Annotated in this window: 7 protein-coding genes and 1 pseudogene; 7 read left to right on the top strand and 1 reads right to left on the bottom strand. The window is 66.3% G+C overall.

What is annotated here, in order from left to right; all coding sequences use genetic code 11:
- Nucleotides 1-121 (bottom strand): annotated as a pseudogene (locus AC1KAT_RS18875) (electron transfer flavoprotein subunit beta/FixA family protein); the annotation flags it as partial.
- Nucleotides 122-697: 576 nt separating this feature from the next.
- Between AC1KAT_RS18875 and AC1KAT_RS18870 the strand changes: the two are divergent.
- The 7 genes from AC1KAT_RS18870 (at nucleotide 698) to AC1KAT_RS18840 (ending at nucleotide 23,205) form a co-directional block, all read left to right on the top strand.
- A complete protein-coding gene (locus AC1KAT_RS18870) occupies nucleotides 698-1,561 on the top strand; it encodes a branched-chain amino acid ABC transporter permease (RefSeq protein WP_480328516.1) in 864 nt (287 codons plus the stop codon).
- A gap of 2 nt (nucleotides 1,562-1,563) precedes the next feature.
- Nucleotides 1,564-2,730: a branched-chain amino acid ABC transporter permease gene (locus AC1KAT_RS18865; protein ID WP_480328515.1), complete on the top strand. Its 1,167-nt coding sequence runs from the start codon at nucleotides 1,564-1,566 to the stop codon at nucleotides 2,728-2,730.
- The gene (locus AC1KAT_RS18860; protein WP_480328514.1) at nucleotides 2,723-3,487 is read left to right on the top strand and encodes an ABC transporter ATP-binding protein; all 765 of its coding nucleotides are present in this window, start codon (nucleotides 2,723-2,725) and stop codon (nucleotides 3,485-3,487) included. The genes AC1KAT_RS18865 and AC1KAT_RS18860 overlap by 8 nt, the downstream gene beginning before the upstream one ends.
- Nucleotides 3,474-4,181 (top strand): ABC transporter ATP-binding protein, encoded by a 708-nt coding sequence (locus AC1KAT_RS18855; RefSeq protein WP_480328513.1) that lies wholly within the window; start codon nucleotides 3,474-3,476, stop codon nucleotides 4,179-4,181. Before AC1KAT_RS18860 ends, AC1KAT_RS18855 begins: the two co-directional genes overlap by 14 nt.
- Nucleotides 4,182-4,308: 127 nt before the next feature.
- Complete coding sequence (locus AC1KAT_RS18850) at nucleotides 4,309-5,475, top strand: ABC transporter substrate-binding protein (protein ID WP_480328512.1); 1,167 nt, start codon at nucleotides 4,309-4,311, stop codon at nucleotides 5,473-5,475.
- Nucleotides 5,476-5,801: 326 nt separating this feature from the next.
- A complete protein-coding gene (locus AC1KAT_RS18845) occupies nucleotides 5,802-22,454 on the top strand; it encodes a LysM peptidoglycan-binding domain-containing protein (RefSeq protein ID WP_480328511.1) in 16,653 nt (5,550 codons plus the stop codon).
- The gene (locus tag AC1KAT_RS18840) at nucleotides 22,417-23,205 is read left to right on the top strand and encodes a hypothetical protein (RefSeq protein ID WP_480328510.1); all 789 of its coding nucleotides are present in this window, start codon (nucleotides 22,417-22,419) and stop codon (nucleotides 23,203-23,205) included. The genes AC1KAT_RS18845 and AC1KAT_RS18840 overlap by 38 nt, the downstream gene beginning before the upstream one ends.
- Nucleotides 23,206-23,276: the final 71 nt, after the last annotated feature.

Below are 23,276 nucleotides of genomic sequence, written 5' to 3'. Positions count from 1 at the left end.
TCTCGTCGAAGGGGTTCATGCTCATCTTCACGTTCGCAATGTCCACGCCCGAGCCGTCGCTCTTCACACGAACCTTGACGTTGTAGTCCACCACGCGTTTGACGGGTACGAGAACTTTCATTGGGACTTCCCTATGGAGAGTTGGAAACGGAAACGGGGCCAGGCCGGGTCATTTCGGTGGCCTGGGTCGGCCCCGGATTCTCGATGCACGTGTGTGCAGATTCGACCCGCTGTTTGTGAAACAAACTTCTGCAGAGCGGAATATACAGAGGCCCGCCTTGGCGATCAAGACCCGGGTTTTGGGCCCTTTCACTTTGTGCGAGTGATGCTCGTCAAATCGAGGTTTTGCCTGGGTTGCCACCTAGGCGACACGCGCCGAAAGATGGTGCGCCGCAACAACTTGGAGAGGCACTCGGTGTTTACCCTCGTTTGTTCTGCCATGCAGCACAAATCTCTGGAAACGAGTTGACGCTAGTCGCTACCGCGGGGAATAGTGATTTCGTTCCGTCAGGCGGATCGACGGGCCCGATCAGGCCCTCGACCACCAGATTCAGTGATGCCCTCCCCTCGCATCTGCAGGGCGGGCCCTTATGGAGTCAACACCCCCATGCCCTTGTCCGTTTTTGCACTGGTGTCTGCGCGGATCTGCACGCGCATCCACACCGGCTTCTCCCTCTGCGGGACGGAGGTCTGAGCGATGGATCTCTTTCTTCAGCAAGTTCTCAACGGTCTCACGCTCGGGGGCATCTACAGCCTCGTGGCGCTGGGCCTGACGCTGGTCTACGGCATCCTGCACGTGCCGAACTTCGCGCACGGCGCCTTCTACATGGCGGGCGCCTTCGCGTCGTACCACCTGATGACGAAGTACGGCTTCAACTACTGGGTGGCCATGGCCGGCTCGGCACTGTTCGTCGCGGTGCTGTCGGCGGTGGCCGAGCGGCTGGTGTTCCACCCGCTGCGCCACCACCACGGCCTGCACCCGATGATCGCGGCGATCGGCATGCTGCTGTTCCTAGAAGCGGGCGCGCAGGCGATCTGGGGCGCTGACTTCCACCGCATGGAAACGCCCTACACCGGCATCATCGACCTGGGCGGCGTGACCGCCCCGGTGCAGCGCCTGATGATCATCGGCGCGGCATTCCTGCTGATGGTGCTGCTGCACCTCTTCCTGAAGAAGACGGTGATGGGCTCGACCATCATCGCGATGGCGCAGAACCGCGACGGCGCTTCGCTGGTGGGCATCGACGCGAACCGCGTGGCGATGCTGACGTTTGCGATCTCGGGCGTGCTGGCGGCCGTGGCCGCGACGCTCTACTCGCCGATCAACCTCGTGTACCCGGCGATGGGCAACCTGGTGATCACGAAGGCCTTCGTGATCATCATCCTCGGCGGCATGGGCAGCGTGCCCGGCGCCATCGTGGGCGGCTTGATCATCGGCTTCGCCGAGAGCTTCGGCGCGTTCTACATCTCGTCGGACTACAAGGACATCATCGCCTTCGTGCTGCTGGTGGTCATCTTGTCGATCCGTCCGCAAGGGCTGTTCACCAAGGGGGTTCGCTGACCATGGGCTTCCTCCAAGGAAAGATCGGCTGGGGGCTTCTGTTCGTCGCCGGCCTCGTGTTCCCGTTTCTCACGGGCAACGACTACCACCTCACGGTGATGTCGACCGCGTACATCTTCGCGCTGGCCACCATCGGCCTCAACCTCATCACCGGCTACACCGGGCAGTTCAACCTGGCGCACGCGGGCTTCATGGCCGTGGGGGCCTACACGGTGGGCATCCTGACGGTGGACTACCAGTGGCCGTTCTGGCTGGCGTTCGCGTGCTCGGGCCTGTTCGCCGTGGTGCTCGGGCTGCCGCTGGGCTTCGTGTCGCTGCGCCTGAAGGGCCACTACTTCTCGATCTTCACGCTGTGCGTGGGCTACATCATGTTCCTCGTGATCGAGAAGGCCGAGCCCATCACGCACGGCACGGTGGGCATCATCGGCATTCCGTCGCCGTCGCCGATCGGGCCGCTGACCTTCGAGACGCCGCGCGAGCTGTACTACCTCGTGTACTTCTTCCTCGTGGTGGGCGTGTTCTTCATGCACCGCATCGTCAGCTCGCTGCTGGGCCGCACTTTCATGGCGATCCGCAACAGCGACGAGCTGGCCGAGTCGCTGGGCATCAACCTGATGCGCAACAAGCTGATCGCGTTCTTGCTGTCGGTGTTCTATGCCGGCATCGCCGGTGGGCTGTACGCGGCCTTCGTGCGCTTCCTGGGGCCCGACCTGGCCGGCGTGCACCACACCTTCGACTTCACGATGTACATGCTGGTGGGCGGCCTGGGCACGATGTTCGGCCCGCTGCTCGGCTCGCTGGCCACGCCGTGGATCATGCAGATGCTGCAAGAGCTGCAGGAGTACCGCTTCATCGTCTTCGGCCCGCTGCTGATCGTGCTGGTGATCTTCGCGCCGCACGGCGTCGTCGGCAGCTTCCACGCCTGGCGCATGGGCGGCTCGCCCGCGCGCTTCCTGAGCCTGGTGCTGGCTTTCGCGCTGCTGCTCAGCTTCAAGCTGATCGGCTGGATCGGCATCGTGGTGCTGGGCATCGCCGGCATCGCAGGCATCGTCGCGCTGCACCGGCGCTGGTCGGCCGGGCACAAGGAGCAAGCGGCCGCGGCCGCCCAACTGGCCACCCAAGCCGCCGCCCCGGCTGCCCCCACCGCCACGGAGCCGCGCCATGCTTAAGATCGAAAACCTCAGCAAACGCTTCGGTGGCCTGGCCGCCGTCAACGACGTCACCACGACCATCGAGAAGGGCAAGATCAACGCGATCATCGGCCCCAACGGTGCCGGCAAGACGACCTTCTTCAACCTGATCAGCGGTGTGCACAAGCCCACCTCGGGCCGCATCCTGCTCGACGGGGTGGACGTGACGCACCTGCGCACCGACCAGGTCGCCCAGCTGGGCGTGTCGCGCACCTTCCAGACCACCGCGCTGTTCGACCAGGCGACCGTGCTCGACAACCTGATCGTCGGTCACCGCCTGCGCACGCGCTCGGGCCTGTTCGACGTGCTGGTGGGCACGCCGCGCCTGCGCAACGAAGAGAAGGTGTGCCGCGAGAAGGCACGCGACGCGCTCGACTTCGTGGGCCTGTCGCACGCCGCCAACCGGCTGGCCGGCGACATCTCGCAAGAAGAGCGCAAGCGCGTGGCCTTCGCGCTGGCGCTCTCGACCGACCCCAAGCTCGTGCTGCTCGACGAGCCCGCCGGCGGCGTGAACCCCGACGAGACGCTGGGCCTGGCGGACCTGATCCGCAAGATGGTCAAGAGCGGCCTGACCGTCGGCCTGATCGAACACAAGATGAACATGATCATGAGCCTGGCCGACAAGATCATGGTGCTGAACTACGGCGAGAAGATCGCCGAAGGCTCACCCGCCGAGATCCGCGCGAACGAAGCCGTGATCGACGCCTACCTCGGGAGCGAACATGCTGACGCTTGAGAACGTCACCCTCCACTACGGCAGCTTCCAGGCGCTCAACGGCGTCAACCTGCACGCCAAAGAAGGCGAACTGGTCGTGCTGCTCGGCGCCAACGGTGCCGGCAAGAGCTCGATCTTCCTGACCACCAGCGGCATCCACCGGGCCGACGGCGGCAGCATCAAGTTCCGCACCCAAGAACTGATCGGCATGCGGGCCGCGCAGATCGTCGAGACCGGCGTGGTGCAGTGCCCCGAGGGGCGCAAGCTCTTCCCGCAGATGTCGGTGCTCAAGAACCTGATGCTCGGCGCCTACGTGCACCGAGGCGACAAGGCCGGCAACAAGAAGCGGCTCGACGAGGTGCTGGGGCTCTTCCCGATCCTCGACCAGAAGAAGGACGACCCCGCCGGCTCGCTCTCGGGCGGCCAGCAGCAGATGGTGGCCATCGGCCGCGCGATGATGGGCCGGCCCAAGGTGCTGCTGCTCGACGAGCCCTCGCTGGGCCTCGCGCCGCTGGTCGTCAAGCAGGTGTTCGAGGTCATCCAGCGCATCAACAAGGAAGGCACCACGGTGCTGCTGGCCGAGCAGAACGCCTTCGCGGCACTGAAGATCGCCCACCGCGCCTACGTGATCGAAGGTGGGCGCATCGTGATGGAAGGCGACCGTGACAGCCTGATGCACAACGAAGCCGTCCGCAAGGCGTACATCGGCGCGTGATGCGCGCGGCGATGGCTGGTTCCCTCGTGTTTTCCCCATCAACGCCGGCACCGTGCCGGCGTTGAATCCAAGCGCTGCCCGCCGGCTTGCCAAGGCGCACGTTCTGTTCCACCCCTAGGAGAGAGAGATGAAGTTCAAGACCCAACTGAAGCAACTGTCGGCCGCCGCAGCCGTCGGCCTGGCTTTCGCGGCCGGCTCCGCCAGCGCACAAGACGTGGTGAAGATCGGCTACTCCGGCCCCTTGAGCGGCGGTGCCGCGCTGTACGGCAAGAACGTGCTCGACGGCATGACGCTTGCCGTCAACGAAATCAACACCGAAGGCCTGACGGTCGGTGGCAAGAAGTACAAGCTCGAAATCGTCGCCCTCGACGACAAGTACAACCCGTCTGAAACCGCGATCAACGCGCAGCGCCTGATTCAAGAGCACAAGGCCCCGGCGATCCTGGTGCCGCATTCGGGCGGCAGCTTCGCCCTGCAGACCACCAACGAAGCGCAGAAATACCTGCTGCTGTCGTACACCTCGGTGCCGCAAGTCACCGCGCGCGGCAACAAGCTCACGCTGCGCATCCCGCCCGAGTTCACCTCTTACGTGCCGGCCTTCGTGAAGCACGCGATGACCAAGTACGGCAAGAACATCGCGTTCGCCCACGGCGACCACGATTACGCCAAGGCCTGGACCGCCGCGTTTAAGCCCGCCTGGGAAGCCGCCGGCGGCAAGACCGTCATCGAGAACCCGATGTCGTACAACCGCGCCGCCGACTTCTACAGCGGCGTGAGCCGTGCGCTGGCCGCCAAGCCCGACGTGATGTTCGTCGGCGGTGCCTCCGAGCCGACCGGCCTCGTCATCAAGCAGGCGCGTGAACTCGGCTTCAAGGGCGGCTTCATCGTGATCGACCAGGCCAAGTTCGACGAGATCGGCCGCGTCACCGGCGGCTACGGCATGCTCGAAGGCTCGATCGGCGTGCTGCCGCTGGTCGAAGACGGCACCGAAGACGCGAAGAACTTCGTCAAGCGCTTCCAGGCGGCCTACCCGGGCCGCACGCCCAGCTCGGAGGTGTCGCTGAATTACACCGCCATCCACGCCACCGCCATCGCGATGAAGCTCGCCGGCAGCGTGACCGATGCGGCGGCGATCCGCGCCAACCTCGACAAGGCCATGAAGCAACTGCCCCCGGCCCGCAACCCGAACAGCCTGGACGGCGTCGATGAGCGCGGCGGCTCGCTGGCCGACACCCGCGTCGCCGTGATCGACGGCGGCAAGGTCAAGGAAATCAAGCTGAGCTCGCTGAAGTAAGCCCAGCGCGAACCCGACGGTTCGCGCGCCCTGCCGGGGCGCGCCGACCCGCGACGGGGGCCACACGGACAAGGGCCGGGATGCCGATGAGGCATCCCAGCCCTTTTGTTTTGGCAGGCGCCCGACGCTCATGCCGCACACCCCCAGCGCCCGAAGCCCTCTGACGGAGATCAACAAATGCTTACAAATTGCCGCTAAACGAATTTCAGAAGCACTGGATGTATTGGTTGTAGCGCGAGCCCGAGGGAGTGGGGTCGCCCCGAAAACCAAAACGCAACACCGGGTGACCTCCGCAGGAGGCTCCCACCATCCAGGACGGGAAAAAAATGGTAGCGATCGTCAGCGGCAACTCGCTTGGTTTGAGCCTGACTTCTCTGGCGACGCTCGGCCAGCGCGGGGTGACGGGAACGGCGGGGCAGGGTCGCAACGGCGAACTGGCCTACGTCAACGTCGCCAACGGCAACCTGGTGCTGCAAAGCCGCGACGACCTGCTGGTCAGCCGGGGTGTCGATGTCGGTTCGCTGCGCACCTACAACAGCCAGGGGTTGCTGACCGACGACAACGGCGACAACTGGTCGCACGGCATCTTCAACCAGCAGTTGCGGCTGACGGGCACCCTCAACGCCTCGGGCAGCACGCTGACGCGCACCGACCGCGACGGCGCGCAAGCCTCCTACACCTTCACCGCCACCGGCACGCAATACCGCTCGTTCGCCGGCAGCGGCGCGCTCGACACGATCGTCCACGACTCGGCCACCAACCAATATGTGTGGACCGACGGCTCGACCGGCATCGTAGAGCGCTACGACGGCACCACCGGCCGCCTCCTGTCCACGGTGGACACCAGCGGCAACACCATCAGCTACGGCTACGACGCGGGCGGCAAGCTGACCAGCATGGTCAGCGCCAGTGGCGAAACGACCTTCCTCGACTACGTCGGCAACAACCTCACGCAGGTGCGCACCGTCGTCACGGTGGGCACCGGCACGCAGACGCTGATCCGCACGCGTTACGCCTATGACGCGAGCAACCGGCTGTCCAGCGTCACGGTGGACCTCACCCCCGAAGACAACAACGTCGGCGACGGGCGCACCTACGTCACCACCTACACCTACGACGGCACCAGCACGCGCGTGGCGTCGATCACCCAGAGCGACGGCACCAGCCTGACCATCGGCTACGTGCTGGTCAGCGGCGCCTACCGTGTGGCCAGCGTGCGCGACGCACTCGGCCAGACGACCAGCTTCGCCTACAACACCTCGACGCGACGCACCACGGTCACCGACCCGCTGGGCCTGCGCACCCTGTACGACTACAACACCACCGGCCAGCTGATCCGCATCACCGCGCCGACCGTGGGCACGGTCGCGCAGGTCACCAACTTCACCTACAACTCCAACGGCGACCTGACCCGCGTGGTCGATCCCGAAGGTCGTGCGGTGGACATGAGCTACGACGCGCGTGGCAATCAGACCCTGCAGCGCGACGCGGCCGGTAACACCATCACGCGCACCTTCGACACGCGCAACCAGCTGCTGACCGAAACCGCCTACCTCGTGCCGGACCCCGATGGCTCTGGCACCGCGGCTGCCACCAGCCCTGTCACCTCGCGCTACATCTACGACGCGGGCAACAAGAACCAGCTGCGCTTCGAACTCAGCCCCGAGGGGCGCGTCACCGAGCACCAGTACGACAACTTCGGCAACCGCGTCGCCAGCATCCAGTACGCCGGCGCGGTCTACAACGTCAGCGCCCTGGCGGTGACCGCCCGGCCGACGCTGGCCCAGATGGTCACCTGGACCGGCACGCAAGACCGCACCAAGACCCAGCGCGTCGATGTCGTCTACGACTTCCGTGGCCAGGTGCAGCGCAGCACCACCTACAGCACCGTCGCCGCCAGCGGCGCGGGCGTGACCGGGGCGACCGCCAGCACCACCCAGTACATCTACGACCAGGCCGGCCAGTTGCGGGGTACCGTCAACCCGACCAACGGCGCGACCAACTTCACCTACGACGGCCTCGGCCGCCTGCTGGTCACGACCAACGCGCTCGGCCAGACCACGACCAACGCCTACGACGACCTCAACAACCGCAGCAGCGTCACGCTTGCCAACGGGCTCGTCACCACCAGCACCTTCGACCGCGCCGGCCGCCTGAGCTCGGTGCTGCAAAGCAGCGCCGCCAGCGCCAACCTGGGCGAAACGCGCTATTTCTACGACGCCGACAACCGCCTGCGCATGACGCAGGACGCCACCGGCGTGCGCAACTGGTTCGTGTACGACGAAGCGGGCCGCAAGGTCGCCGACATCGACGCCGACGGCTCGCTGATCGAGTACGTCTACAACCTCAACAACCAGGTCGTGCGAAGCATCCGCTACACGACGGCCACCGACATCGCCGCCCTGGTCGATGCCAACGGCAACCCGCGCAACGTCGTGCTCGCGAACGTGCGACCCGGCGGCGACCAGCTCAGCACCTGGAACCTCTACGACTACGCCAACCGACTGGCCAAAACCATCGACGCGCAGGGCTATGTCACCGAAACCCGCTACGACGGGGCCTCGCGCGTCATCGAGGTCATCCGCTGGGCCAACCCCGTGGGCGGCATCACCGCAAGCACGCTGCCGACCTCGGCCGAGGCCATGCCGGTCGCCGATTCGGGCGAGGACCGCCGCACGCGCAATTTCTATGGCGCCGACGGCCGCCTGCTGGGCAGCCTCGATGCCGAGGGCTACCTCAGCGAACTGAGCTATGACGCCGCGGGCCGCCTGACCACGACCGTTCGCTATGCCACCGCCTCGCCCGCTGGCCAATGGGCCACCGGCACGCTGACATCGCTGCGCCCGGCCACGTCGCCCAGCGACCAGCGCACCGTGACTCTGTACGACGCCAAGGGCCTTGTGCTCGGACAGGTCGATGCCGAGAACTACCTCACCGAGAACGTCTACGACGCAAGCGGCAACGTGACGCTGTCGGTGCGCTATGCCACCAAGCTCGCCACGAGCCCGGCCCCGGGCACGGCGCTGGCCAGCATCCGCCCCGCCGCCAGCCCGCTTGACCAGGCCATCAGCACCGTCTACGACGCCCTGAACCGCGCCGTGCAGGTGACGGACGCTGAAGGCACGGTGACGCAATTCGTCTACGACAACGTGGGCAACCTGGTGAGCACCGTCAAGGCCGCCGGCCAGGCCGAAGTGCGCACCCTGAGTGCCCGCTACGACCTGCAAGGCCGCCTGGTCGGTGAACTCAGCGCCGAAGGCTCGGCCCTGCTGAGCGGGGGCCTCACCCAGGCCCAGATCGACGCCATCTGGACCCAGCACGGGCTGACCCACACCTACGACGCCGCCGGCCGTCGCACCAGCACCACCGACCCCAACGGCCTCAAGACCGTCTTCTTCTACGACACCGACGGCCGCCTCGTCGTCACCGTCAACGCCCTGGGTGAAACCGAGGAGCGCGTCTACAACCCGCTGAACCAGCTCGCCATCACCACGCGCTTCGGCACGGCGATCGACCCGGTCGGATTGAACGGTGGCCTGGTGGATGACACGATCACCGGTCGGATCAACAGCGTGCGAAGTGACCGCGACAGCCACGCGCACTACATCTACACCGAACGCGGGCAACTGCTCACCTCCGTCGACGCCCTGGGCAACACCGTCTCGCACGGCTACAACGCCTTCGGCGAGCTCGTCCACACGGCCACGCACATCAGCGAAGGGCTGAACCGGATCGACACGGCCAGCTACGACCGCCGCGGCCTGCAAATTTATTCGATCGCCGACCTGGGCGGCGTCAATGCCACCACCCACGCCATCTACGATGCCTTCGGCCGCGTCACCGAAAGCATCGACGCCAACGGCAACGTTCGCCAGCAAAGCTACGACCGCCTCGGGCGCGTCGTGCAGACCCTGGACCCCACCAACGCCGCCCGCAGCAGCACCTGGGACGCGTTCGGTCGCGTGCTCACCCAGACCGACGCCCTCGGCCAGACCACCCAGTACGCGTACAACAACAACGCCCGCAGCGTCACCGTCACCACCCCTGAAGGCGTGAGCGTCACCTCCGTGCGCACCCGCCACGGCCAGACCCTCAGCGTCACCGACGGCCGAGGCGCCGTCACCAGCTACACCTACGACCGCAACGGCAACCTCAAGACCACCACCGCCCCCCAAGGCGTCACCACCAGCAACGACTACGACCGCGCCAACCGCCTCATCGAAACCACCGATGCGCGCGGCATCCGCACGGCCTTCACCTACGACGCGGCCAACCGGCTGTTCACCCGCCGTGTCGACCCGACCGGCCTGAACCTCACCACCACCTATGGCTACGACGCCAAAGGCCAGCAGATCAGCGTCACCGACCCGCGCGGCACCGTCACCAGCCTCAGCTACGACCTCAAGGGCCAGGTCCTGCGCCAGGTCATCGACCCCGCCGGCCTCAACCTCGTCACCAGCTTCACCTACGACGCCCGCGGCAAGACCCTGAGCGTCACCGACCCGCGCGGCACCGTCACCCAGTACAGCTACGACGCCCTCGGCCGCCGCATGGAAGAACGCGTCGATCCGAGCGGTCTCAACCTCACCCGCCGCTACACCTACGACGCCAAGGGCAACGCCGTCAGCAGCACCGACGGCAACGGCGCCGTCACCCGCTACACCTACGACAGCCGCGACCAGCTCGTCCTCACCCTCGACGCCGCTGGCGGCATCAGCAGCACCGACTACGACGCCGAAGGCCGCGTCAGCCGCACCACCCGCTACGCCCAGGCCGCCGACCCCTTCAGCGTCGCCAGCCTGCCGCTGGCCGCCACCACCGCCCAGGTGTACGCCCTCGTCGTCGCCAGCGCCGGGCGCGACGCCATCCAGGCCAACCGCTACGACCGCGACGGCCGCCTGCGCTTCACCGTGGACGGCACCGGCGCCGTCACCGAACTGCGCTACGACGCCAACGGCAACGTCACCGAACGCATCGGCTACGCCAACGTCATCAACCTGGCCGCCTGGAACGGCAGCACCGACCCCACGCCCACCCCCGACGCCGGCCGCGACCAACGCATCCGCACCGTCTACGACGCCCTCAACCGCGCCACCCACGTCGCCGACGCCCTGGGCGCCGTCACCAGCAACCAGTACGACGCCAACGGCAACATCGTCCGCCAGGTCCGCCACGCCACGCTCATCGCCGCCGGCGCCAGCGCCGACAGCGTGCCGCCGAGCGCCGACGACCGCGCCAGCGTCTTCGTCTACGACAACGCCAACCGCCTGACCGACAGCGTCGATGCGAGCGGGGCCGTCACCCGCAACACCTACGACGCCAACGGCAACGTCACCCGCCGCACCCAGTACGCCAACCTCCTGCCCCCGGGCAGTGCGCCCAGCCAGGTGCAGGCACACCCCTTCGCCGACCGCGTCACCAGCTTCAGCTACGACCGCGCCGGGCGCGTCACCTACACCGCCGACGCCGAGGGCTACGTCACCACCAGCGTCTACGACGACGCCGGCCGCGTGCTCAGCACCACCCGTCACGCCGTGCGCCCCGCCACGGCCGGGGCCTGGCCGGCCGCCAACGCCGCCGACCAGACCACCACCTTCACCTACGACGACGCCGGGCGCCTCACCGGCACCCGCGACGCCGAAGGCCAGACCGAGTCCTACACCTACAACGGCCGCGGCGACAAACTCACCTTCACCAACAAGAAGGGCGCCGTCTGGACCTACCACTACGACGCGGCCGGGCGGGTCACCCATGAGATCAGCCCGCACGTCGAAGTCGCCAGCGTCACCACCAACGGCTACGGCGACCTCGTCGCCGCCGGCACCATCGTCAGCGAGATCGTCACCCGCATGACCTACGACGGCCTGGGCAACCTGCTCAGCCGTTCGGAAGCCGACAACCTCGGCAGCGAAGGCCGCACCACAACCTACGCCTACGACGCCGCGGGCCGCCAGATCCGCGTCACCCACCCGCCGGTGGGCGTCTACAACGAAAGCACCGCCGCGCTGGCCACCAACGGCGCCAACGGCGGGGCCACCCGCGCCGAAGTCACCCAGGCGCTGAGCACCCAGACCTTCTACGACGCCTTCGGCAACGCCGTGGCCAACATCGACGTGGCCGGGCACGCCAGCTACAAGGCCTACGACCTGGCCAACCGCGTGCGCTTCGACGTCGATGCGATGGGCCACGTCACCGGCTACACCCGCAACGCCTTCGGCGACGCCACCCAGGTCATCCGCTACAGCGCAAGCACCACGCTGGCCAACACGGTGCCCACCAGCGCCGCCCAGGCGCCCACGGCTGCGTACATCCAGGCCGTCGTCGCCGGCGCCGCCGGCGACGGCACGCCCAACCGCGTCCTCGACACCACCTACGACCGCCTCGGCCGCGCCACCGAAGTGCGCGAGCCCACGGCCTACACCTACGACTCGGCCACCGGCGGCTACGCCGACGCCCAGAAGACCACCCGCAACACCTACAACGCCTTCGGCGAACTGGTGCTGGTGGCCAGCAACACCGCCAGCGGCTGGAACCGCACGACCAGCTACTACAACCGCCTCGGCCAGCGCACCGCCAGCGTCGATGCGCTGGGCTACCTGACCACCCAGGCCTACGACGCGCTGGGCAACGTCACCCGCATCACCGAGTTCGCCACCGCCGTGGCGCTGCCCACCGACACCAGCTGGCAGCTGATCGCGCCCGCGGGCCTGGGGCATGCCAACGACCGCACGGTCACCTACACCTACGACGGGCTGAACCGCAAGGCCAGCGAGACGCGCCTGAGCGTCGAGACCAGCACGGCCGCCGAAGCCCAGGCCGGCAGCAGCAGCCGCAAGGACCTGACCACCACCTACGGCTACGACGCCGTGGGCAACCTGACCCGCACGACCGACGCGCTGGGCGCCAGCACCTACAGCTACTACGACGCGCTGGGCCGTGTGACGGCCGTGGCCGCGCCGCTGCGCAGCAGCACGCCCAACGGCACCCCGCTGGCCCCGCTGAGCCTCTTCCGCCGCGACGCCTATGGCAACGTGGTGGCCAAGATCGACCTGGCCAACGGCGTGTCGAGTGCCGCCGAGGCCAAGGGCATCGTGGTGCTGGGCGACGGCTATGGCGGTCCGTTCGAGGGCAATGGCTACGGTGGTCCGATCCAGTTGCTCAACGGCTGGAACAGCCCGGTCACGGGCAACGGCTACGGCGGTCAGATCTTCGACTACCGCGACCGCGTCACCTACGCCGATTACGACGCGCACGGTCGCGTGGTCCAGCAGACGGACGCGGCCGGCAACAGCAGCTTCACGTCGTACAACGCCCGCGGCCAGGTGGCCAAGACCTGGCAAGGCGTGACCTCGGGCGCCGCGGTCCGTGACGAGTCCGGCCGGCTCGTCGCCAACAGCACCGTCTTCAAGGCCTTCCAGTACGACCGCCTCGGGCAGCTCACCCGCACGCTCGATCCGGGCGTGGCCACCACGCTGCGTGACGGCGTCAAGGCCACGGTGAACAACTCGCCGTACCTGGACGAGTCCGGCCTGATCGTGGGCGCAAGCCAGGTCTCGCTCGAATGGAGCACGCTGGTCGATCCGGCGGGCGGCACGGTGCGCGTGCAGCTCGACTACCAGACCGTCTCGACCCTGCGCCATACCGGCACCGACGAATCCAACAACCCGATCTACTCGGGCACCGCGAGCTTCGCGACTTCGCGCAACTTCGACAACAGCGCCGCGGCGACCGTCGGTGGCACCACGCTGTCGTGGACCGACGGCGAGGCGCTGGACTCGCTCACCTATGTGCGCGTGCTCCAGGACGTGGGCGGAACCTGGGTGGTCCGCTGGGAAGGCAGCGCGGCCCAGGCCACGGGCTCCGGCGTGAATGCGGTGGCTGCGAGCGCGGCCAGCCTCATCGACACCGCACAGGAATACAACGCCTTCGGCGAAGTGGTGCGCAAGGGCGTCAACGGCGGTCGCCAGGAGTACTTCGACTACGACGGCGCGGGCCGCCTGTGGCGCACGAACAGCGGCGACGGCGTGGACAAGATCTCGCTGTACGACGTGCAGGGCAACGTCACGGCCGAGATCCGCAGCTCGGGCCACGGCCATGACGACCGCAACCTGGCGCTGCTGAACAACGCCGCGCAAGCGGCGGGCCTCAGCTCCCTGCGCCGCACCGAGACCGTCTACGACGCGCTCGGCCGCGTGACCGAGCAGCGCCAGCCCGTGCGCACCACCCAGCAGGGTGGCGTGACGGTGCAGCAGCAGCTCAACACCGCGACCTTCACCTCGGCAGGCATCGCTCACGGCGAATCCGCGGCTCCGAGCTGGGCCGGCACGAACCAGATCAACCTGTCGTGGTCGTCGCTGGCTCACCTGGGCTCGGGCGACGTGCGCGTGACGGTCGAGTACCTCACCGCCTCGGTCGAGGTCACGCCCGCGCAGTACGACGAATCGGGCATGCTGATTCGCCCGGCCGCCTACTCGCCGGCCGAGTCGCGTTCGCGCACCGGCATCTTCACCGCCGAGCAAGGCGCCACGGGGGCGACCTTCTCCTGGCCCGACAGCGGCTCGGCGACGACGGCGATCGATGAGAGCGGCAACGTGCTCTACAACGCCGGCGGGGTGGGCAGCATCACGCGCCTCACGCTGTGGAAGAAGAACACCGACGGCGTCTGGCAGGTGGTGCACGACGGTGGCCTGGGCCTGGCCGGCAACGTCATCGACGTGGCCGCCCCGGCGAACGCCAGCACGCAGGTGGTTCTGCAGGTGCGCCCGGCGGGCAGCACCGGCGGCTGGACACCCGTGACCGGTGCGATCCACTTCGGCGATGCGCTGCGCTTCAACGCCGCCAGCGTCGGGTCGGGCAACTTCGAGTACCGCGTGCTGACCACGCCGCTCGGCCAGTCCGAGCAAGTCACGGCCACCGGCACCCTGTCGGTGACGACACCGCCGCTGGCGTCGATTGCGGTGCCCATCAGCTTCGGCGCGGCCGGCGCCGGCGTGCTGGCCTGGCAGGCGCAGCCGAGCAACATCACGCAAAGCGTGCGCTACCGCCTGGGCACCACGGGCGCCTGGAGCACCCTGAACGTCGCCCTCCGCGGCGAGGGTCTGGAAGGGGTGGACACCTCGGCCTTGGCGGCCGGCACCTACCAGTTCGAGCTGCTGTGGACGCGCTCGAACGAGAGCGCGCCGTACGCCCACGCGACCGGCAACTTCACCATCACGGCCGGCACGCCGCCGACCTACGTGCCAGCGGTGGGCTACCCCGCGGTCACCGGCATCGCGCTGACCCCGCCGGCAGGCCTGGCCGTTGTCACCAGCTACGACGAATCGGGCAACCCCATCGTCGGCGTTGACGAGGCCGGCAACCCGACCGGCTACACCACCATCCACGGCCTGTACTGGACGGCTGCCGCCGGCTCGCCGAGCTTCCAGTACCGCGTCGCGGGCAGCGGTTCGGCCTGGAGCAGCCTGGCCATCAACACGGTCGGCAACACGAGCTACGTCAGCCCGTCAGGGCTGGCTGCGGCGAGCTACGAGTTCCGCATCACCTACACCTCGGGCAGCAACACGCTGGCCCTGGGGTCGGGCAACCTGACGGTCAACCCGACCGGGGCCGGCCATTACGAGACTGTCACCGTCACGGTGATGGTCCCGGTGACGATCACGCCGCCGAACCCGGCCAACTACATCGTCGGCGCGACGCGCCCGGTGTACGGCGCTCCCATCGTGGTGGGCACCGACGAGAGCGGCCAGCCCATCCTCGCCGAGCACTACCGCTGGGAAGGCAACGTCGTTGTCGGCGTGCCGTACCAGCAGAGCCAGATCGTCGGCTACACGACCGAACAGGTGCCGGTGTACGGCAATGTGACGGTCACCCCGCCGAACCCGGCCAACTACATCACCGGCTATGGTCGCCCGACCTACGGTTCACCGGTGGTCGTGGGCACCGACGAAAGCGGCCAGCCGATCCTGGGGGCTCACTACGCGTGGTCGGGCAACGTCGTCGTCGGCGTGCCCTACACCGAGAACCAGGTCGTTCGCTACGACACCGTGCAGGTGCCGACCTACGGCAACGTCACGGTCAACCCGCCGAACCCGGCCAACTACATCACCGGCTACCGCCGCGCCGAATACGGCTCGCCGATCGTCGCGGGTTACGACGAAGCCGGCCAGCCGATCCTCGCCGCGCACTACACGTGGCAGGGCAATTACGTGGTGGGCACGGCCTACACCGAGAACCAGATCGTTCGCTACGACACCGTGCAGGTGCCGACCTACGGCAACGTGACGGTCAACCCGCCGCCGGCCTCGAACTACCTCACCGGCTACGGCCGCCCGACCTACGGGTGGCCGGTGGTCGTGGGCACGGACGAGAGCGGCCAGCCCATCCTGGGTGAGCACTACACCTGGTCGGGCAACGTCGTGGTCGGCGTCGCGTACACCGAGAACCAGATCGTCCGCTATGACACCGTGCAGGTGCCGACCTACGGCAACGTGACGGTCAACCCGCCGAACCCAGCCAACTACATCACCGGCTACCACCGCGCCGAATACGGCTCGCCGATCGTGACCGGCTACGACGGCAACGGCCAGCCCATCCTCGCCGCGCACTACCAGTGGCAAGGCAACTACGTGGTGGGGGTGCCGTACACCGAGAACCAGATCGTCCGCTACGACACCGTGCAGGTGCCGACCTACGGCAACGTGACGGTCAACCCGCCGGCCCCGTCGAACTACATCACGGGCTACCACCGCGCCGAGTACGCCTACCCGATCGTGACCGGCTACGACGGCAACGGCCAGCCGATCCTCGCCGCGCACTACGCGTGGTCGGGCAACTACGTGGTGGCGGTGCCGTACACGCAGACGCAGATCATTCGCTACGACACCGTGCAGGTGCCGGTGCAGGTGGCCGTGCAGGGCCCGCCGGTCATCACCGGCTACGACGAGTCGGGCAACCCGATCTACGCCCGCGATGAGTCGGGCAACATCATCTACACGGTCACCTACGTCACGCAGTACCAGACGCAGCAGGTGCCCGTGTATGGCGACGTGACCGTCACGCCGCCCAACCCGGCGCCGTACATGACGCGTGCGCCGCGCCCGATCTACGGCTCGCCCGTGGTCGTGGGCACCGACGAGAGCGGCAACCCGATCCTCGGCGCGCACTACGCCTGGCAGGGTGACGTGGTCGTCGGCGTGCCGTACACCGAAAGCCAGATCGTCGGCTACACCTCGCAGCAGGTGCCGGTCTATGGCCCGGTCACCGTGACCCCGCCGAACCCGGCGCCGCACATGACGCGTGCGCCGCGCCCGATCTACGGCTCGCCCGTGGTCGTGGGCACCGACGAAAGCGGCAACCCGATCCTCGGCGCGCACTACGCGTGGCAGGGTGACGTGGTCGTCGCCGTGCCGTACACCGAGAGCCAGATCGTCGGCTACACCTCGCAGCAGGTGCCGGTCTATGGCCCGGTCTCGGTGATGCCGCCCGATCCGGCCGGCTACATCACCTCGCCGGCACGCCCGATCTACAGCGCCCCGGTGTTCGTGGGCACCGATGCGAGCGGCAACCCGATCCTCGGCGCGCACTACGCGTGGCAAGGCAACGTGGTGGTGGCTGTGCCGTACACCGAAAGCCAGGTCGTCGGCTACACCTCGCAGCAGGTGCCGGTCTATGGCCCGGTCTCGGTGATGCCGCCCGATCCCGCGCCGTACATGACGCGTGCGCCGCGCCCGATCTACGGTTCGCCCGTGGTCGTGGGCACCGACGAGAGCGGCAACCCGATCCTCGGCGCGCACTACGCGTGGCAGGGTGACGTGGTCGTTGGCGTGCCGTACACCGAAAGCCAAATCGTCGGCTACACCTCGCAGCAGGTGCCGGTCTACGGCCCGGTCACGGTGACGCCGCCCGATCCGGCCGGCTTCATCACCGCACCGGCGCGCCCGATCTACGGCCACCCGGTGGTCGTGGGCACCGATGAAAGCGGCCAGCCGATCCTCGGCGCGCACTACCAGTGGCAGGGCAACGTCGTCGTCGGCGTGCCGTACACCGAAAGCCAGATCGTCGGCTACACCTCGCAGCAGGTGCCGGTCTACGGCAACGTGACGGTCACGCCGCCCGATGCCTCGGCCTACATCCTCAGCCCGAGCCGGCCGATCTATGGGCCGCCGGTGGTGGTGGGCACCGACGAAAGCGGCCAGCCGATCCTCGGCCAGGGCTACGAGTGGCAGGGCGACGTCATCGTGGCCGTGCCGTACACCACCATGCAGCCGCAACAGCAGCAGCAGCAAGTCTGGGTGCCCGGCACCGCGGCGCCTTCCACGGTCGGCATCACCACGCCGCCGTACACCCCGGGCTACACCATCGCGGGCACCCCGGCGCAGTACAGCGCCAGTGTCTCGACCGTGCCCAACAGCCACTCGATCAGCGGCGCACCGGCACTGTCCACGCTGGTTCATTCGTCGGGCGTCAACGGTGGCTCGTTCGCCAGCCGTCCGATCGTCTACCAGAAGACCGACCGCTGGGGCAACGTCACCGAGGTGAGCGACCCGCGCTACGCCGCGTGGACGACCACCTACCAGTACAACGCCAACAACCAGCTCGTGCGCGAGCAGAAGCCCGACGTCAACGGCGCGCAAACCGCCAACAGCCCGGTCACCCAGGTCTACTACGACGCCCGGGGCAACCAGGTGGCCGTGCGTGACGCCAACAACAACGTCAACAGCCAGCAGTACGACGCGGGGGGCAACCTCGTGGGCGAACTGCACGCCGACGGTGGGCTCATCACCCACTTCTACGACGGCTTCGGCGACAAGGTGCGCACGGTGGACGCCGAAGGCAACGCGGCCGCGGCCGGCTCGCAAGAGCGCGCCAACCGCACCACCGGCTACCAGTACGACCAGATGGGCCGGCTGCTGCGCACCGCGCACGGCATCGTCAACATCTGGAGCATCGACTCCGCGATGCAGGCCTCTTACGTGCAAGGTCAAGTCTTCGAATACAACACCTACGACCAGGCCGGGCGCAAGCTCAGCCAGACCAACGGGTCTACCGCCACCTCGGCCGGTGACGTCACCCGCTACGAGTACGACCTGGCCGGGCGCGTGATCGCCACCATCCAGCCGATGGGCGAGGGCTACACCACCCGCACGGTCTACGACGTGTTCGGCCGCAAGGTCGCCAGCATCGACCAGAACAACCTGGCCGCCACCTGGAGCTACGACTACTTCGGGCTGATCGCTTCGCGCACTGACATCGGCGGGGCACGCTACCGCTACACCTACGACAACGCACGCCAGCTGTTGAACACCTTCAACAGCCGCCACGGCACGGGCGCCCAGCTGACCAACACGTACAACGCGGCCGGTCAGGTCACGAGCATCACCGACCACTCGCTCGGTCAGGTCACCGAGTACGCCTACGACCTGTCGGGCCGCCATGTGCGCGAGAAGACCTCGCAGGCTGGTGTCGTCTACCAAGACAACACGATGGCCTACGACACCGTGGGCCGCCTGCGCCACGTGAGCGACGGGCGCATGAACATCGACATCGAGTACGACAAGATGGGCAACCGCACCCGCGTGCGCACCCACGTCGATGTGATGCAGGTGGGCAGCAGCTCGGCCGACACGGCCAAGGACACGGACCGCTACTTCACCTACGACAGCATGAACCGGCAGGTCGGCATCGACCTGAACGCTTCACTGCAGCTCGGCACCGACGGCCGGCTGGTCACCTACGACAAGAACGGCAACCGCATCAGCGACACGTTCCATGGCAACAAGGTGATCACGACCGACGGCACGCCGCCGCAGGTGCTGTACGTCGATGAAGGTGGCAACCCGGTCTACGACGGTGGCACCGCCACCACCTACGCCACGACGCAAGGGCAGGTCACCGAGACCTACGACTACGACATCCTGAACCGCCTGACCCGCGTGGTGCGCGACGGCGTGCAGGTCGATGCACGTGGCTACGACGCCTCGAGCCGCGTCATCCAGACCGGCCCGAACGGCGTGCTGCCCACCGGCTATGCCGCAGCACTGAACAGTGGCGAGTCGGCCAGCCAGAGCATCGGCCTGGAGACCCGCCGCAACCGATACGACGCCAACGGTCGCCTCGTGCACCAGACCGTGTTCAACAGCGACAACTCGCGCGTCAACAACGAGATCGACTACAGCTCGTACGACGCGGCCGGCAACCTCAAGACCTACACGCTGGCCGTCCACGGGGAGGATGCGTACAACAACACGTACCAGTACACCCACGCCCGCTTCGACGGCTACAAAGAGGCACGCATCGACGGGACGAGCAGCAAGTTCAACCCCGGCAGCACGATCAACACCTACGACGTCAATGGCAACCTCGTCCGCGTGGACGACACCACCAAGGACGGCAACGACCGCAACTTCGTCAACGACATCGCCGGACGTGCCCTGTACGTTAACCAAGGCGGCAACGTGCAGCGCCAGGTCGTGGTCAACGGCGAGGTGCTGGGCCGCTATGGCCTGGGCATCGACGAACTGAAGCCGCGCGACAACGACGGCAACCCATTGTTCGCACAGGTCGCCGACTTCAACTTCGGCTACCAGCCCATCACTGCCAACTACCCGACCGCCAGCGTCGGCAGCTACCAGGTGCAGGCGGGTGACACGCTGAAGAGCATTGCCCGCCAGTCCTACGGTGACGAGCGCCTGTGGTTCCGCATTGCCGACGTCAACGGCCTGAGCGGCGACCGCGACCTGCGTGTCGGCCAGACCGTCAGCATCCCGAGCACGGTGGGCTCGGTGCACAACAGCGCCGACACCTTCAAGCCGTACGACCCCAGCAAGATCACCGGCGACACCACGCCGAACTTGCCGATGCCCGAAGCCGACAAGGGCTGCGGTGGACTCGGCATGCTGCTGGTCATCGTCGTGGCCATCGTGGTCACGTACTTCACGGCAGGGGCTGCGGCAGGGTACTTCGGCGTGGCCATGGGCCAGCTCAGTGCGGCCAGCGTGGCCATCGGGGCTGCGGCTGCGGCGGTAGGGTCCATCGCCAGCCAGTTGGTCGGCATGGCCGTCGGCGTCCAAGAAAAGTTCAGCTGGAAGCAAGTGGGCTTGGCGGCCGTCGGTGGTGCGGTGACGGCGGGCCTGTCGGCGTACGCCGGACCGGGGGCTGAAATGCTGAAGAACGTCGTCGTCAAGGCGGCCGTGTCGAACGCATTGACCCAAGGCATCTCGGTAGCGACGGGCCTGCAAGACAAGTTCAGCTGGCGCAACGTGGCCGCGGCCGCCGTGGGCGCAGGCGTGGGTGGCATCGCTGCCCAGGCCCTGGACGGTGCGTTCACCGGGTTGGGAGAAGTCGGCGGCGCCCTGGCGCGGAACACCCTGCAAGGCTTTGCCTCGGGCACGGCGTCTGCGTTGGTGCGTGGCGGCAAGGTCAGTTTTAGTCAGATCGCCGCAGACGCCTTTGGCAATGCCATTGGTACCGAACTAGCTCCTTATGCTCAGGCAGCAGGCGAGCGTCTTGGCATGGACCTGCGCTACGGTGGGTTGGACGACCCCTTGGGCGCCCTGATGGCGGACAAGAGCGCGCAACATAACTTCGCACCGGTTGAGATCCGGAACATCGGAACGCAGTCTCCACCGCCAGTGTCTGGTGGGGAAACCAGTGAGTTGCCGCCTTCGCAGTCAGCCGAGGGAGACCCAGCAGCCACGGCAGTAGACGGCGAAAAACCCGCTGGGTCAACGACCAACAAACCGGCGAAACCACGCACCACGGCGGTGAAACAGTCGACCCCCGCGGACGCCAGTGCTGCGCCCGCGGCTTTGGGTAGCAATGGCGTGGTGATCATGGTGGATGGGGAGATCTTCGTTCTCGACCAGGATCCGCGAGTCAGCGCGATGAACCGGCTGCGTGCAGCAGCCGACGCGTTCCTCAAGGACCGCGCCACCACTGCGGCCTCCGCTGATCAGGCCTTCTATGACTCTGACGAATTGACGCAGTGGGCCATCCGATTCGGCGCGGTAGGCAACATCGGCGTGGAAACGCTCAAGGGAACGTGGCAGGCGATTAAGACAGTCGCTGGAGAGGCAGCCGAATACATCGGCAATGGCTTCGAGATGACGCCACGTCAGCGCGAGAAAGTTGCCGAACTCAAGCAAGCCGCCTCGAATGCCATCGACATGGCGCGGACGATTTACGACGATCCGAATGGCGCCGCCTTCATCAAGGATTTTGCAAGTCGGTACTACAACAGCTCCTCAACCGTTGGGCAAACCGAGATCCTCGCGCAGTTGCCGGTTGAGTTGCTGCTCGGCTTGGGTGCTCGCTCAGTAGGGACCAATGCTACAAAGTGGGCCGGCCGCGGCATCGAGGCTCTGAAGGAAACGGAGGCTGCTACTCGTTTGATGGGCGCCCTCGAGGACTTCGCGGTTGCTGCGAAGCTGACCAAGATATCGGTCACCGCCGATGCCATGCCTGTAAAGCCGGGAAGCTGGCTTTACCACCTCCTCGGGCCGCAGCTGACTGCTGTTCCGCGGTTGGAGAAGTACTTCATCTCCCTAGGAGTGAAGTTCGACCGCTTTGCCACGGTGACGCCCGACATGGCAGCGCGTGTGGCTAAACGCGATGCCGATGCGTTCCGCAATCCGCTAACAAACGTCGTCGGCTCATTGAAGGCTGCGGAGGCGGTTTATGGAAGCGCCGAGGTGGACCACATTGTTCCTCTGAAGAGATTGTTGAATAAGAACAACTTCCCGGGCGTTGAAAAACTTACTCGAGAGGAGCTTCGCCAACTCGTTCAGGGTGAAGGGGTGTTTGAGAAGAACCTCGAGTTCATGCCAAAATCCCTCAACGCTTCAAAGGGTGGCAATCAGTACTTCACAACATACAAAGGCGCCTCGCTGGATCCGGACTACGTCAAATATCAGACGCAGCGCGTTAATCAGCTTGAAGCAATGATTGCAAAACAAATCCGCACCACAACAAGAGGACGATAGGATGCTCAGCGCCCGTCATGTTGAGTATTTCTCCGACGGCTATCGGCTGTGCGACAGTTCAGCCGAGATCGGACAGGAGCGAATCGTTGAATCCGAAGTGGATGCTGCGTTTCTGGAACACTTCGATCAGGGTTATGCGGCGCTTCTAAAGCCGATCATGGAGGCTTTGCCATCAGCAGCCGCTGTTCTAGAGAGTGCCTATGTAGGGTGTAGTCTGCTTGTGGACGAAGGCATGCCCGGCTTGGTTCTTATATCTGCCGCAATTGAGTTGCAGGATTGTTTAATCATTGCTCCTGCAGCGCAGGACTGGATGGCCTCTGAATCTGTCTGGAGGCAAGACATCGCCTCGCTGCCCACGGGACTGCGATGCTTTTATGGGCACCTCAACGGTCTTCACACCTCAAAACAACCAGGATTGGCTGGGCCAACCGCGCATCACCGAAATTTGCCAGGATCAATATTCAAGTGGAGTAACTTGGAGGTCTACCGCGCCGACAAGAAGCTGTCACACAAGAAGCTCGAGAAGATATCAAAGGACTTGGGGAATCCGGAGTTGATCAGAGTGTGGATTCATTGCGACAGTAATGAGCTTCTGCTTCTGAATCAGAACGCAAATGATGGTCGAGTCTTCCATGTGAAGGGTCACGATTTCGATGAATATGCCGAGATAGAAAATCCACAAAAGACAATGGATCAGTACTGCGCCCACGTTTTCTCTGGCGGAAGTTCTCCTTTTGACTTTCGGACCTAAGTGTTGGGGCGATTGATTGTGTTGATTACTTTCGCCCTATTGTCCAATGTTTGCCCCGCCTGATCCGATTC

It is taken from the genome of Piscinibacter sp. PDB5-1 (assembly GCF_056676035.1).
The sequence above is the reverse complement of the archived record's forward strand: the minus strand, read 5'-3'. Positions and strand labels throughout refer to the sequence as shown.